Source organism: Mesorhizobium sp. B2-2-4, from assembly GCF_006442375.1.
GTDB lineage: Bacteria > Pseudomonadota > Alphaproteobacteria > Rhizobiales > Rhizobiaceae > Mesorhizobium.
Genome location: NZ_VFWB01000006.1, coordinates 234,711 through 248,735 on the forward strand (window position 1 = coordinate 234,711; position 14,025 = coordinate 248,735).

The window sequence follows — 14,025 nt, forward strand, 5'->3', positions numbered from 1 at the left end:
ACCATGACGCCGGACCTTCTCTCCAGCCTGTCGCTCTCGACGCCCGAGCTGATCCTTGCCATCGGCGCGCTCGCGCTGCTGATGGTCGGGGCCTATTCGCGCGCCAACACCGCCAACACCGTAACCGGCCTTGCCGTCGCCGTGCTGGTGATATCGGGCGCCTGGCTGATCTTCTCTACCGGGCAGGGCAGCGCCTACGGCAATGCCTTCATCCAGGATTCTTTTGCCCGCTTCATGAAGCTGCTGGCGCTGGTGGGCTCGGCGGTGACGCTGATCATGTCGATGCGCTTCGCCAAGGCGGAGCGGTTCGACAAGTTCGAATATCCGGTGCTGATCCTTCTGTGCACGCTCGGCATGATGCTGATGATCTCGGCCAACGGCATGATCGGGCTCTATCTCGGCCTCGAGCTTCAGTCGCTGGCGATCTATGTCTTGTGCGCGATCAACCGCGAGAACCTGCGCTCGACCGAGGCGGGCCTGAAGTACTTCGTCCTCGGCGCGCTATCATCGGGCATGCTGCTCTATGGCATCAGCCTGGTCTATGGCTATACCGGCAACACCGGGTTCCAGGAGATCGCGACGGCGCTGGGCGGCGGTGAGCGCCAGCTTGGCCTCGTCTTCGGCCTGGTCTTCGTGCTGGCCGGCCTCGCCTTCAAGATCTCGGCAGTGCCGTTCCACATGTGGACGCCCGACGTCTATGAGGGCGCGCCGACACCGGTGACGGCTTTCCTGGCGGCGGCACCCAAGATGGCGGCTATGGCGCTGATCGTGCGCGTCACCATGGGCGCGTTCAAGCCGATCGCTTCCGACTGGCAGCAGATCATCGTCTTCATCTCGATCGCGTCGATGGCGCTCGGCTCTTTCGCGGCGATCGGCCAGACTAATATCAAGCGCCTGATGGCCTATTCCTCGATCGGCCATATGGGCTACGCGCTGGTTGGCCTTGCCGCCAACAGCCAGGCCGGCGTGCGCGGCGTCGCCATCTACATGCTGATCTATCTGGTGATGACGCTCGGCACCTTCGCCTTCATCCTCGCCATGCGGCGCAAGGAAGGCAATGTCGAGCAGATCAGCGACCTGGCAGGCCTGTCCTCGACCAACCCGATCATGGCGACGATCCTGACCATCCTGATGTTCTCGCTGGCCGGCATCCCGCCGCTCGCCGGTTTCTGGGGGAAGTGGTACGTCTTCCTCGCCGCCATCAATGCCAACCTCTACGCGCTGGCGATCATCGGCGTGCTGGCCTCGGTGGTGGGCGCCTATTATTACCTGCGCATCATCAAGATCATGTGGTTCGACGAACCGGTCGGCGGCTTCGTGCCGATGGCCAGTGAATTGCGCCTCGTACTCGGTGTCTCCGGCGCTTTCGTGCTGTTCTATGTGCTGATCGGCGGTCCGATCGGCACCTATGCCGAAGCCGCCGCCAAGACATTCTTCTGACGGGATGGCATTTCGGCTGGCTCCAACCTCGGCGTCGGAAGGATTCCGGCTGGAGGCGCATGACAGCGTCGGCTCCACCAATGCGCTGGCGCTGGATCACGCCCGGGCCGGCGACCCCGGCAGATTGTGGGTCGTTTCCAAGAAACAGGAAAGCGGGCGCGGGCGGCGCGGCCGCGTCTGGGCGACACCCGAGGGAAATCTGGCGGCGACGCTGCTCGTCCTCACCGGGGGCGAGCTTCGACTCGCCGCGACGCTCGGTTTCGTCGCCGGCCTGGCGCTGGCCGATGCGCTCGATGCCGTGGTGCCGGCGGGCCGGATCGCCATCGGCCTCGACGGCGGCAATGAAGGCAAGAACCGTTTCGAGCTGAAATGGCCGAACGACGTGCTCGCCTCCGGCGCCAAGCTTGCCGGCATTCTGCTGGAATCGGCCATGCTGGACGGCGGCCGTTTCGCGGTGGCGGTCGGCATCGGCGTCAATGTTGTGGCATACCCTGAGGATTTGCCGTATCCCGCGACGTCGCTTCACGCATTGGGTGCGGCATGCGATGCCGAAACGCTGTTCCTGGCTCTGTCGGATGCCTGGAGCGAGAATGCCCGCCTGTGGGACGACGGGCGCGGACTTGCCGCCGTCAGGCGGCGCTGGCTGGCACGCGCGGCAGGGCTTGGCGGCGAGGTTGCTGTCAGAATTGACGGTAATGTGGTGCGCGGGGTGTTCGAGACCATTGACGAGGACTGCCGTTTCGTGATCCGCGACGATGAGGGCTCGGTTTTGACGATCGCCGCCGGCGATGTGCATTTCGGCGCGGTCGCATCCGCCCGGGTATAGTTTTGTTTTTGCGCAATTCCAGACGGAAAACCGTTACAGACTTTTCCCGGAATTGCTTCAATGGCTTGGCCTGAGGGCCAGGAAGGAAAAAATCATGGCGAAAGCGGAAAACGCCGAACTCGTCTTCGTGCCGCTGGGCGGCGTCGGCGAGATCGGTATGAACTTCGCTCTCTACGGCTATGGTCCGCCGAGCGCGCGCGAATGGATCGTCATCGACGTCGGCGTCACCTTTCCCGACGCGGCGCATCCGGGCGTCGACCTGATCCTGCCCGACACGCGCTTCATCGAAGAGAACATCGCCAATTTGCGCGGTATCGTGATCACCCACGCGCATGAGGACCACTATGGCGCGCTGCTGGATATCTGGCCGAGGCTCAAGGCGCCGGTGTGGATGACGCCGTTCAGCGCCGGGCTGCTGGAAGCCAAGCGCCAGGGCGAGCAGGGCGCGCCGAAGATCCCGCTGACCATCTACCGCGCGGGCGAAAAATTCACCGTCGGTCCGTTCGAAATCGAGGCGATCCCGGTCGCGCATTCGATTCCCGAACCGATGTCGCTGGCCATCACCTCGCCGGCAGGCACCGTCATCCACACCGGCGACTGGAAGATCGACCCGGCGCCGACGATCGGACCCAAGACCGACGAAGCACGGTTCCGCGCCTATGGCGACAAGGGCGTTCTGGCGCTGGTCTGCGATTCGACCAATGCTATGCGCGAAGGCGAATCGCCATCGGAAGTCGCGGTCGGCGAGGGGCTGAAAGGGGTTATCCAGGCCGCCAAGGGCCGCGTCGCCGTTACCACCTTCTCGTCCAATGTCGGCCGTATCGTTTCCATCGCCAAGGCGGCGCGCGATGCCGGCCGTCAGTGCCTGGTGCTCGGCCGTTCGCTGAAGCGCGTCATCGATGTCGCCGGCGAACTCGGCTACATGGACGGTCTGCCGGAGTTCATAGCCGAGGAGGATTTCGGCTTCATTCCGCGCGAAAACCTGGTCGTCATCTGCACCGGCAGCCAGGGCGAGCCGCTGGCGGCGTTGGCCAAGCTGTCGCGCGACGAGATGAAGTCGGTGTCGCTGACGGCCGGCGACACGGTGGTGTTTTCCTCGCGCACCATTCCCGGCAACGAGAAGGCGATCCTCGAAATCAAGAACCGCCTCGTCGATCTCGGCATCAAGATCATCGAGGACGGCGATGCGCTGGTGCATGTCTCCGGCCACCCGCGGCGCAGCGAATTGCGCAAGATGTATGAATGGGTACGGCCGCAGATCGGCGTTCCAGTGCATGGCGAAGCCGCGCATCTGGTGGCGCAGGGCTCGCTGATGTCGACGTCGGGCATCGGCCAGGTGGCGCAGGTGCGCGACGGCGACATGCTGCGGCTCGCTCCCGGCCCTGCCACGATCATCGACCAGGTGCCGTTCGGCCGCATCTACAAGGACGGCAGGCTGATCGGCACCGACCAGGCGATGGGCATTCGCGATCGTCGCAAACTGTCGTTTGCCGGCCATGTCGCGGTCAATGTGGTGCTGGACGAGAAGTATGAACTGGCCGGCGATCCCGATCTGGTCGCAATCGGCGTCGCCGAGGCCGATGCCAGGGGCGAGACGCTGGAGGACCTGATGATCGATGCGGCAATCGGCGCGGTGGACTCCATCCCCCGTCAGCGCCGAAAAGACCTCGACCTGGTGCAGGAGGCGGTACGCCGTGCCGTACGCGGCGCCGCCAACGAAGCCTGGGGCAAGAAACCGCTGGTGACTGTATTCGTCACGCGGTGACGAATAGGGGAATAAGGCAGTAGGGGAGTAGGGGAGAATGAGCCGTTGCTTTTCTTCTGTCTTGTTTCCCTACTCCCCTACTCCCCTAAAGCGGAGCGCTCTATGCTTGGACGCCTGAACCATGTCGCGCTTGCGGTGCCGGATCTGGCTGCGGCTGTCGCTTGCTATCGCGACACGCTAGGCGCCGAAGTGAGCGAACCACAGGCGCTGCCCGGGCATGGCGTCACCGTGGTGTTCGTCAATGTCGGCAACACCAAGATCGAGTTGCTGGAGCCGCTCGGCGAGGGCTCGCTGATCGCGGCTTTCCTCGAGAAGAACCCGTCGGGCGGCATGCACCATCTCTGCTATGAGGTCGACGATATCCTTACCGCGCGGGACCGGCTCCAGGCAGCCGGCGCCCGGGTTCTGGGCGACGGCAAGCCGAAGACCGGCGCGCATGGCAAACCTGTGCTGTTCCTGCATCCGAAGGATTTCTTCGGCACGCTGATCGAACTGGAGCAATCATGAGCTGGGTTTCGTTCACCGCACTGTTTTTCGCGACCTGGTGGGTGGTGCTGTTTGCCGTTCTGCCGTTCAGCGTCAGGACGCAGGATGACGATCGTGACGTGACGCTGGGCACGGTGCCTAGCGCGCCGCGCGGACCACATATGCTGCGTGCGGTGATCCGCACCACCGTCGCCACGGCGGTGCTCATGGGCATTTTCTACGGCCTGACGCACGGGCTGGGATATAGCCTCAACGACATCCCGCACATCGTGCCGGAATTCGGCCAGGCCACGGCAAAATAGCAGCATTCAAACCGGGCTCTTGCGCTTCGGGCGAGGTCACGCCGCCATTCGGCGCCGGCTCATCTGTTCAGGCTTCAAAAATCATGACGCGGGGTAAGGTGGTTTGGCAACGCATTGCGCTAAGCAGGTGATTGCACAAAAAAAATGCAAGGCACAAGGCCTTGCAATTTAAACGCGTCCGATCTGTTTCCGGTTTCCGGCGGCAGCGAGTAACCGCGCCTAGATCGCATCCTCCCAAGACTTTGACCGCGTAGGAGAACAGATTTTTCTCTGCTCTCTCGGTTATCGGGGCACATTAGCCCAACGGAAATGAAAATGTCACGAAGAATTTTGCCTTGAAACGGGCATTCTCGTGCTGCACTGCACAATAGTACGGCAGACTTTGCTTGGGAAACCACCAGCCGGGCGTTTTATGCAACCGTGGCTCCTTCGATCGTCCAGCATTCGCGGCGCGCGCGAGGGGTGCTCAAAACGTTTTCATTCCGCGCGCCACGCCGTTCGAACGCTGAATTTCCGATTTCCGGGTCGATGCGTCCGGGTTCCCATTGCGCCATGAAATGGCTATGAAGCCGGGGCAAGCAAGCCTGCGTCGCACCGATTCTGGCGCGGCCTCCTCATTCACGGACCAGTCCATGCGTTTGTCGCGCTATTTCCTGCCCATCCTCAAAGAGAATCCGCGCGAGGCGGAGATCGTCTCGCATCGGCTGATGTTGCGCGCCGGCATGATCCGCCAGCAGGGGCAGGGCAGTTTTTCCTGGCTGCCGCTGGGTAAACGGGTCCTGGACAAGGTCTGCCAGATCATCCGCGAGGAACAGAACCGCGCCGGCGCGCTGGAAATCCTGATGCCGACCATCCAGTCGGCCGACCTTTGGCGCGAAAGCGGCCGCTATAACGACTACGGCAAGGAGATGTTGCGCATCAAGGACCGCCAGGACCGCGACATGCTTTACGGCCCGACCAACGAGGAAATGGTCACCGAGATCTTCCGCGCCTATGTAAAGTCCTACAAGGACTTGCCGCTCAACCTCTACCACATCCAGTGGAAGTTCCGCGACGAGGTGCGGCCGCGCTTCGGCGTCATGCGCAGCCGGGAATTCCTGATGAAGGATGCCTACTCCTTCGATCTCGACTTCGAAGGCGCGAGAGCCGCCTACAACAGGATGTTCGTGTCCTATCTCCGGACCTTCACCCGCATGGGCCTACAGGCGATCCCGATGCGGGCCGACACCGGTCCGATCGGCGGCGATCTCAGCCATGAATTCATCATCCTGGCCGACACCGGCGAGAGCCAGGTGTTCTGCCATCGCGATTATCTGTCGCTCGGCGTGCCCGGAGCCAACACCGATTTCTCCAACGACGCCGAGATATCAGGCATCGTCAAGACCTGGACGACGCCCTACGCCGCGACCGACGAAATGCATGACGAAGCGGCCTGGGCTGTGGTTCCCGACAGCGACAAGGTTTCGGCGCGCGGCATCGAAGTCGGCCATATCTTCCATTTCGGCGAGAAATACTCCAAGCCGATGGGCGCCAAGGTGACCGGGCCCGACGGCAAGGATCATTTCGCTTCCGGCGGTTCCTATGGCATCGGCCCGTCGCGGCTGGTTGCGGCGATCATCGAAGCCAGCCATGACGAGAACGGCATCATCTGGCCGGAAGCGGTGGCGCCGTTCGACATCGGCCTGATCAACATGAAAGCCGGCGATGCCGATTGCGACCGCGTCTGCGATGAACTCAACGCAGCTTTCACCGCCGCCGGCAAGGATGTGCTCTATGACGACACCGACCAGCGGCCGGGCGGCAAGTTCGCCACCGCCGACCTGATCGGCTTGCCCTGGCAGGTGATCGTCGGACCGCGCGGCGTGGCCGCCGGCGAGGTCGAGATCAAGAACCGCAAGACCGGCGAGCGCGTGACGCTGCCGATCGCCGATGCTAAAAAACGCTTCGGTGCCGCCGCATGAGCGAGGCGGCGGCAGCGAGACCGGCAGGCGCCGGACCGTTTTCCATCTTCGAACGCACGGTGGCGTGGCGCTATCTGCGCTCGCGACGCAAGGAGACGGTGATCTCGGTCATCGCCTCGATCTCCTTCCTCGGCATCATGCTGGGGGTGGCGACGCTGATCGTGGTGATGGCCGTCATGAACGGGTTCAGGGCCGAGCTGCTCACCCGCATTCTCGGCGTAAACGGCCATCTGATCGTGCAGCCGCTGGATTCGCCGCTTGAGGATTATGCGCAGGTCGCCGGCCGCATCAACGGCGTGGCCGGCGTCAAATACGCCATTCCGCTGATCGACGGCCAAGTGCTGGCGCAAGGCAATGTCGGCGGCGGCTCCGGCGCGCTGGTGCGCGGTATCAGGGGCGAGGACCTGGGCAAGATCGCCATCGTCGCCAGCAACATCAAGCAGGGCTCGATCGCCGATTTCGACACGGGCGAGGGCGTCGCCATCGGCAAGCGCATGGCGGAGAATCTCGGCCTGGCGCTCGGCGACACGATCACGCTCATCTCGCCGGACGGCGACGTGACGCCGCTCGGCACGACGCCGCGCATGAAGGGCTACAAGATCGCGGCGATCTTCGAAGTCGGCATGTCGGAATATGACGCCTCCATCGTCTACATGCCGTTCTCGGAAGCGCAGCTTTATTTCAACATGGACGGACGGGCGCAGACGATCGAGATCTATGTCGACAATCCCGATGATGTCGACGCGCTGAAGCCGAAGGTGGAAGAAGCGGCGCAGCGACCCATCGACCTCGTCGACTGGCGGCAACGCAACGAGACCTTCTTTTCCGCCCTGCAGGTGGAGCGCAACGTCATGTTCATGATCCTGACGCTGATCGTGCTGGTGGCGGCGCTCAACATCATCTCCGGGTTGGTCATGCTGGTGAAGGATAAGGGGCACGACATCGCCATCCTGCGCACCATGGGCGCCTCGCGCGGCGCCATCCTGCGCATATTCCTGATGACGGGCGCGGCGATCGGCGTCACCGGCACCATCGCCGGCGTGCTGCTCGGCGTGGTCATCTGCCTCAACATCGAATCGATCCGCGAGTTCTTCTCCTGGATGACCGGCAAGGTGCTGTTCAATCCGGAGCTCTATTTCCTCAGCCAGTTGCCGGCGAAGATGGATCCGCGCGAGACGACCTATGTCGTCATCATGGCGCTCGCCCTGTCGTTCCTGGCGACATTGTTTCCGGCATGGCGCGCGGCCCGCCTCGATCCGGTCGAAGCGCTGAGGTACGAATGATGGCGCAGGCCATTATCGAGTTGAAGAGCGTCGAGCGGCACTATGTCCAGGGACCGCGCAAGCTCACCATTCTGAACGGCGCGGACTTCTCGCTGAAGCGCGGCGAGATGGTGGCACTGGTGGCGCCGTCCGGCACCGGCAAATCGACGCTGCTGCATACGGCAGGGCTCCTGGAGCGGCCCGATGCCGGCGACGTGATTCTCTCCGGCCGGGCCTGCGGCCGGCTATCCGACGACGAGCGCACCTCGATCCGCCGCAACGATGTCGGCTTCGTCTACCAGTTCCACCATCTGCTGCCGGAGTTTTCGGCGCTGGAAAACATCATGATGCCGCAGCTCATCAAAGGTCTGCCGCGCAAGGAGGCGGCCGAGCGCGCGGCGCAGCTGCTCGACTATATGCAGATCGGCAAGCGCGCATCGCACCGGCCGTCCGAACTGTCGGGCGGCGAGCAGCAGCGCGTGGCAATCGCACGCGCGGTCGCCAATGCGCCGCTGGTGCTGCTGGCGGACGAGCCCACCGGGAATCTCGACCCGGTCACTGCCTCCTATGTGTTCGAGGCGCTGGAGGCATTGGTGCGGCAATCCGGCCTCGCGGCGCTGATCGCCACCCACAATCACCAGCTGGCAGCGCGCATGGACCGGCGCGTCACCCTGGCCGAGGGCAAGGTAGTGCCGCTGTAGAACGTTGATGTCCGCTGCGAGATTGGGTCCAACCTTAACAACGTCCAGCGAGATTTCCGCGGGTTTAGTTTGCCGTCGGGGATACTGGTCCCTCCGGGGATCAGAACCGCCAATGAGCCTTCAGTGCGATCAGGGTGGAAGAGATCGCGATTATCACCAGGATGAGCAGCCAGGTTACAAAGCTGCGCGAGAGGCGCCACCGGCGGCCTTGCCTCATGCGCTTTCGCCAGCGATCAGCTTGATTGGCGCCTTGGTGTTGCCTCACGTCCATCACTCGGCAGTCTTAGCTTACCCACTATTGTCTCGACTGACGTTGAGTGCAAGCAGGCGCTCATCCCATACGCTAACTGACGATAGCGTTGCCGACATCTTCCTCACCTGTTGATAGGACGCGCCGTCAACCTTTTCTTAACCCTGCCGGTTTGATCGCTCGAAAATTCCGGCAGCGGACGGATTCCGCTCGTTGACTTTGAAACAAAATTAGAACAAATTGCGAACATATCAACAACAGGAGAGAGTTATGACCGATCTGGTTCAGGATGTCATCTCGCTGGTTTGCATGAGCACCTTTCTCATTTCCATGGCGATCTGGATCGGAGCCATGTGAGATGGCGGTGTCTGCCGTCGCTGTTCCGGCGGACGAAAGTCCGCCTTGCCGTTAAGCCTTTCTTGCCGCCATGGCGCTAGGGTATCGCTCCTGAAAGCAGGAGCGCCGCGTGTCGCCCATCGTCACCGCCTTCCTCGTGGCCAGCAATCTCGGGCTGATCTTTCTCCTGATGAGCGTGCCGCTTGGTTTGCGCACCATCAGGCTCAGCCGCACGGTCGCGGCCGACCGGCAGCGCCTGTGGCAGGCGCTGTGGCCGCTCGGGAGCAATGCCGGCTGGTCCGGCGAAATCCTCTCGGCGGAGATGCTGGGCGAGGGAGTGGTCCGTACCAGAATGTCCTGGGAGGGCCGGGACGGCCTGCCGATCGAACGCAAGGCCCTGTTCGAGAATGTCGTGCACGGCAGGTGCTTTTCGATGCGCGTCATCGAAGACACGGCGCTCGATCCGTCTTTCTGGGCGCATTATCGGGAAACCGCGCAGTTGGTCTCGATTGGCGAGGCCACCCGGGTGACGCTCACCCAGACCGACCGTTACCGCGGCGCGGCCTTCCTGGCGTTCCGCTATTTCGCCATGCGCCGCGAACTCGCCAAGCTGGATGGCTGGGCCAGGACAGGGCGGTATCGCAAGGGCGGCTGGTTCGAACATCCGCTGAGCCAGCTTGGCTTCGCCGCTCTCTCGGCGTTCATCCTGTGGCCGTTCTTCGGGCTTCACCGCGGCGGGCTTGCTCTGGCCGCGATCCTGACTTCCGTTGTCGCCCTGCACGAGCTCGGCCACATGGCGGCATTCCGCCTGATGGGCCATCGCAGGGCGCGCATGATCTTCATCCCGCTGCTCGGCGGCGTCGCCATTGGCGGCCGGCCCTATGACAGCCGTTTCGAAGTTGCGTTCGTGGCGCTGATGGGCGCCGGGTTCTCTGCTTTCCTGGTGCCGTTGGCAATGGTGGGCAGTACGTTTGCAAGCGCGGAAGGGCACTGGCTCACCGCGACGTTGCTGGCGACACTGGCGGGCTGTGCTGCGCTCTTCAACATCGCCAATCTGGTGCCGGTGTGGAAATTCGACGGCGGCCAGGTGCTGCGCCAGATCTGCCCGGGGCCGGTCGCGCTGGCGCTGGCCTCCTTCTTCCTGCTCTCGGCGTTCCTGGCGCTTGGCTGGCGGGCCGGCTTTTCCATTGGCTTTCTGCTCGCGGCCGGCGCGGTCTTTGCAATCCTAAGCCTTCTGACCGCGGGCAGCGGGGTGAAGCCGCGCCACGAACTGAAGCCGATCCGCACGGCCGACCGTTTCGTCATCGCCGGCGCGCTGCTGGCGGTGTTCCTCATCCACGGTTATGGAGTGCTCTGGGCGTCGGCACGGCTGATCTGAGCTGTCCGGGAAGCGTTCAGCCGGCCTCGCGGGCTGTTTCCACGGGCAAGGCCGTGGCTGGGCCGAAGACATCCTCGAACGCTGATTTCAGCGCCAGGTCGAGATCGGCCATCGTCACCGGCAGCCCGAGATCGACGAGGCTGGTGACGCCGTGGTCCTGCACGCCGCACGGCACGATACCGCTGAAATGGCCGAGGTCCGGCTCGACATTGATGGCGATGCCGTGAAAACTCACCCAGCGCCTGAGCCGAATACCTATTGCCGCGATCTTGTCCTCGGCGGCAGAGCCGTCCGGCAGGGCAGGGCGATCGGGCCGTACCACCCAGACGCCGACGCGATCCTCACGGCGCTCGCCATTGACGTTGAAGGCGGCGAGCGTGCCGATGATCCATTGTTCGAGGGAGGCGACGAAGGCGCGCACATCCTCCCGGCGGCGTTTCAGGTCGAGCATGACGTAGGCGACGCGCTGGCCCGGCCCATGATAGGTGTATTCGCCGCCGCGGCCGGCCGAAAACACCGGGAACCGGTTGGCGTCGATCAGGTCCTCGCTGCGCGCACTCGTGCCGGCGGTATAGAGCGGCGGATGCTCGACCAGCCAGACCATCTCGCCGGCGGCCCCGCTGCGGATCGCTTCGGCGCGCGCCTCCATGAAAGCGAGCGCGTCTGGATAGGCGGTGAGGCCGGGCTCGATCGCCCATTCGACGGGCGCCGAACCGGGCAAAGGCAGGAACGACGTGGCGATCTGGCTGCGTTCTGGCATGGGGTGTCTCTTGTTGTACTCCATATGGCGATATCGGGCCGAAACGTCCAGTTCGCGGTGCATTTTGGCGCTTTGATCCGTTATGGCAATTCCCCGCGATTAAATGCTCGGGGCGCACTTGTTTCGCCGGAAACGATTTGCTACACGCCGCGAGCCGGTCGGTTCCGGCTCCTACCACGTGCGGTCGTGGCGGAATTGGTAGACGCGCAGCGTTGAGGTCGCTGTGGGGCAACCCGTGGAAGTTCGAGTCTTCTCGACCGCACCATTCTCTCTCCCCAGAATCTGATTTGTAGCGGCACCTCCAGCCCTACGGACACCGCGCATTTCGTTTGATATTCCCGCGCGTTACGCCAGTTTCTTTTTGAGCGTCGGATTTTCCCGAAACCAGTTTCCACTTTCGGGTCCGATGTTCTAGACCTGAGATGCACCTTTTCCAGGATTGCAATGGCGGGAGGCGCTGGTGGAAGGCCAGGACGAACGGACGACCGGCGCTGGGGTCGCTGACGAACACCGCGCCGACATCTACGGTGAGGACGGCGCTGTCCTTTCGTCCTTTCTCGCCCAGATCGGCGCGGCGATCGCCGACCGCGATACGCTCACGCTCAAGCGTGAGGTCGACGACCTGCACCAGTCGGAAATGGGCGACCTGATCGAGGCGCTGCATCCCGACCAGCGGCGCGCCCTTGTCGAGCTTTTGGGGGCCGACTTCGATTTTTCCGCCCTGACCGAGGTCGACGAGGCGATCCGCATGGACATCGTCGACAATCTGCCCAACGCGCAGATTGCCCAGGCGGTGCAGGAACTCGATTCCGACGACGCGGTCTACATCCTCGAGGATCTCGAACCGGAGGACCAGGACGAGATCCTGTCGCAGCTGCCGTTTACCGAGCGCATCAGGCTACGTCGCTCGCTCGACTACCCCGAGGAGACCGCCGGGCGGCGCATGCAGACGGAGTTCGTCGCGGTGCCGCCGTTCTGGACGGTCGGCCAGACCATCGACTACATGCGCGAGGACAAGAACCTTCCCGACCGCTTCAGCCAGATCTTCGTCATCGACCCGAGCTTCAAGCTGCTTGGCGCCATAGACCTCGACCAGATCCTGCGCACCAAGCGCTCGGTCAAGGTCGAGGAGGTCATGCATGAGACGCGGCACGCCATTCCGGCCACGATGGACCAGGAAGAGGCAGCGCGGGAGTTCGAGCAATATGACCTTCTGTCGGCCGCCGTCGTCGACGAGAACGAGCGGTTGGTCGGCGTGCTGACCATCGACGACGTCGTCGACGTCATCCAGCAGGAAGCCGAGGAAGATCTCCTGCGCATGGGCGGCGTCGGCGACGAAGAGCTTTCCGACAGCATCTTTTCGACCTCGCGTTCGCGTGTTCCATGGCTGCTTGTCAATCTCCTGACCGCCTTCCTCGCGGCATCGGTGATCGGTCTGTTCGACCACACGATCGAGCGCATCGTGGCGCTCGCCGTGCTGATGCCGATCGTGGCCGGGATGGGCGGCAATGCCGGTTCGCAGACCATGACCGTCACCGTGCGGGCGCTGGCGACAAGGGATCTCGACATCTACAATGCCGGCCGCATCATTCGCCGCGAGATAGGCGTGGGCTTCATCAACGGCATCGTTTTCGCCATATTGATCGGCATCGTAGCCGCCGTCTGGTTCCGCGATGCCAATCTGGGCGGCATCATCGCCGCGGCCATGATCATCAACATGTTCGTTGCGGCCCTTGCCGGCATCCTGATCCCGCTGCTGCTCGACCGCTTCAAGGTCGATCCCGCGGTCGCTTCGGCGGTCTTTGTCACCACGGTCACCGACGTCGTTGGTTTCTTCGCTTTTCTGGGCCTTGCCACGTGGTGGTTCGGCGTCCATTGATCCGGCTCAATTGACTTTTACGTAAATGCCGTGCGAGGCTCGGCGACAGGCAGACTGCGGCCGATTCCGGCAGGTCTGCCGCGGACGGAGAGCAGCAGTCGCCAATCTCCGGCTATGGGGCGAGAATGCGGGAATATTATTCGATCACCGAGCTGACGCGCGAATTCGACGTGTCGACGCGGACGCTGCGGTTCTACGAGGACGAGGGACTGGTGCAGCCGGTGCGGCGGGGCCGCACGCGGCTGTTTCGTCCATCCGACCGACACCTGATCCGGCAGATCATGCGCGGAAAACGGCTCGGCTTCTCGATCAACGAGATCCGCGAAATCATCCAGATGTACAAGGAACCGCCCGGCGAGGTCGGCCAGCTCAAGCTGATGATCAAGCGCATCGAGGAAAAGCGCGAGGATCTGAGGCAAAAGCGCCGCGACCTCGAGGAGACATTGGCCGAACTCGACCAGGCCGAGGAATCCTGCGTTGAGCGGCTGGTCGAGCTCGGGGTTAATACGTAGCGGCCTTCCAGGCAGGACAATCGCTTTAGAGTCGGCGCCGCCCCTCATCGCCCTGCCGGGCACTTCTCCCCGTATAGTGACGGGGAGAAGGGGGCTGACCGTGATCTCGGTCTCTTTCCTGCAACGCTGGTGGCTGGCGAAACCGCTGATGACAGCGCCCCTCTCCC

General features: G+C 63.2%; 12 protein-coding genes and 1 tRNA gene. 12 read left to right on the forward strand and 1 reads right to left on the reverse strand.

Translation table 11 applies throughout. The features are described 5' to 3' along the window. Positions 1 to 3 precede the first annotated feature (3 nt). The 9 genes from nuoN to FJ959_RS17215 all read left to right on the forward strand — a co-directional run bounded on the left by nuoN (position 4) and on the right by FJ959_RS17215 (position 10,707). The gene (gene nuoN / locus FJ959_RS17175; RefSeq protein WP_140553638.1) at positions 4 to 1,440 is read left to right on the forward strand and encodes an NADH-quinone oxidoreductase subunit NuoN; all 1,437 of its coding nucleotides are present in this window, start codon (positions 4 to 6) and stop codon (positions 1,438 to 1,440) included. A 4-nt stretch (positions 1,441 to 1,444) separates the two neighbouring features. Further along, on the forward strand, positions 1,445 to 2,266 hold the full coding sequence (locus FJ959_RS17180; RefSeq protein ID WP_140516406.1) for a biotin--[acetyl-CoA-carboxylase] ligase: 822 nt from the start codon (positions 1,445 to 1,447) through the stop codon (positions 2,264 to 2,266). Positions 2,267 to 2,360: 94 nt separating this feature from the next. Then, a complete protein-coding gene (locus FJ959_RS17185) occupies positions 2,361 to 4,031 on the forward strand; it encodes a ribonuclease J (RefSeq protein ID WP_140495590.1) in 1,671 nt (556 codons plus the stop codon). A gap of 102 nt (positions 4,032 to 4,133) precedes the next feature. Further along, on the forward strand, positions 4,134 to 4,538 hold the full coding sequence (mce, locus tag FJ959_RS17190; RefSeq protein WP_140631035.1) for a methylmalonyl-CoA epimerase: 405 nt from the start codon (positions 4,134 to 4,136) through the stop codon (positions 4,536 to 4,538). Continuing rightward, complete coding sequence (locus tag FJ959_RS17195) at positions 4,535 to 4,819, forward strand: DUF1467 family protein (protein ID WP_140495592.1); 285 nt, start codon at positions 4,535 to 4,537, stop codon at positions 4,817 to 4,819. The genes mce and FJ959_RS17195 overlap by 4 nt, the downstream gene beginning before the upstream one ends. 632 nt (positions 4,820 to 5,451) lie before the next feature. After that, a complete protein-coding gene (gene proS, locus FJ959_RS17200; RefSeq protein WP_140631038.1) occupies positions 5,452 to 6,780 on the forward strand; it encodes a proline--tRNA ligase in 1,329 nt (442 codons plus the stop codon). Beyond that, positions 6,777 to 8,063, forward strand: coding sequence for a lipoprotein-releasing ABC transporter permease subunit (locus FJ959_RS17205; RefSeq protein WP_140559583.1), 1,287 nt, complete (start codon positions 6,777 to 6,779; stop codon positions 8,061 to 8,063). The genes proS and FJ959_RS17205 overlap by 4 nt, the downstream gene beginning before the upstream one ends. Further along, positions 8,060 to 8,743: an ABC transporter ATP-binding protein gene (locus FJ959_RS17210; RefSeq protein ID WP_181165304.1), complete on the forward strand. Its 684-nt coding sequence runs from the start codon at positions 8,060 to 8,062 to the stop codon at positions 8,741 to 8,743. The genes FJ959_RS17205 and FJ959_RS17210 overlap by 4 nt, the downstream gene beginning before the upstream one ends. A 716-nt stretch (positions 8,744 to 9,459) precedes the next feature. Beyond that, a complete protein-coding gene (locus tag FJ959_RS17215) occupies positions 9,460 to 10,707 on the forward strand; it encodes a site-2 protease family protein (RefSeq protein ID WP_140631040.1) in 1,248 nt (415 codons plus the stop codon). A 16-nt stretch (positions 10,708 to 10,723) separates the two neighbouring features. Here the strand turns inward: FJ959_RS17215 and lipB are convergent, their stop codons facing one another. Then, on the reverse strand, positions 10,724 to 11,467 hold the full coding sequence (gene lipB, locus FJ959_RS17220; protein WP_140631043.1) for a lipoyl(octanoyl) transferase LipB: 744 nt from the start codon (positions 11,465 to 11,467) through the stop codon (positions 10,724 to 10,726). 180 nt (positions 11,468 to 11,647) lie between these two features. On the opposite strand from lipB, the gene FJ959_RS17225 reads away from it, so the two are divergent. The 3 genes from FJ959_RS17225 to FJ959_RS17235 all read left to right on the forward strand — a co-directional run bounded on the left by FJ959_RS17225 (position 11,648) and on the right by FJ959_RS17235 (position 13,858). After that, a tRNA-Leu gene (locus tag FJ959_RS17225) sits at positions 11,648 to 11,732 on the forward strand. Between the two features lie 195 nt (positions 11,733 to 11,927). Continuing rightward, a complete protein-coding gene (gene mgtE, locus FJ959_RS17230) occupies positions 11,928 to 13,346 on the forward strand; it encodes a magnesium transporter (protein ID WP_140495597.1) in 1,419 nt (472 codons plus the stop codon). Between the two features lie 125 nt (positions 13,347 to 13,471). Further along, entirely contained in the window at positions 13,472 to 13,858 is a 387-nt protein-coding gene (locus FJ959_RS17235; RefSeq protein WP_006203215.1) for a MerR family DNA-binding transcriptional regulator, read from the forward strand. Positions 13,859 to 14,025: the final 167 nt, after the last annotated feature.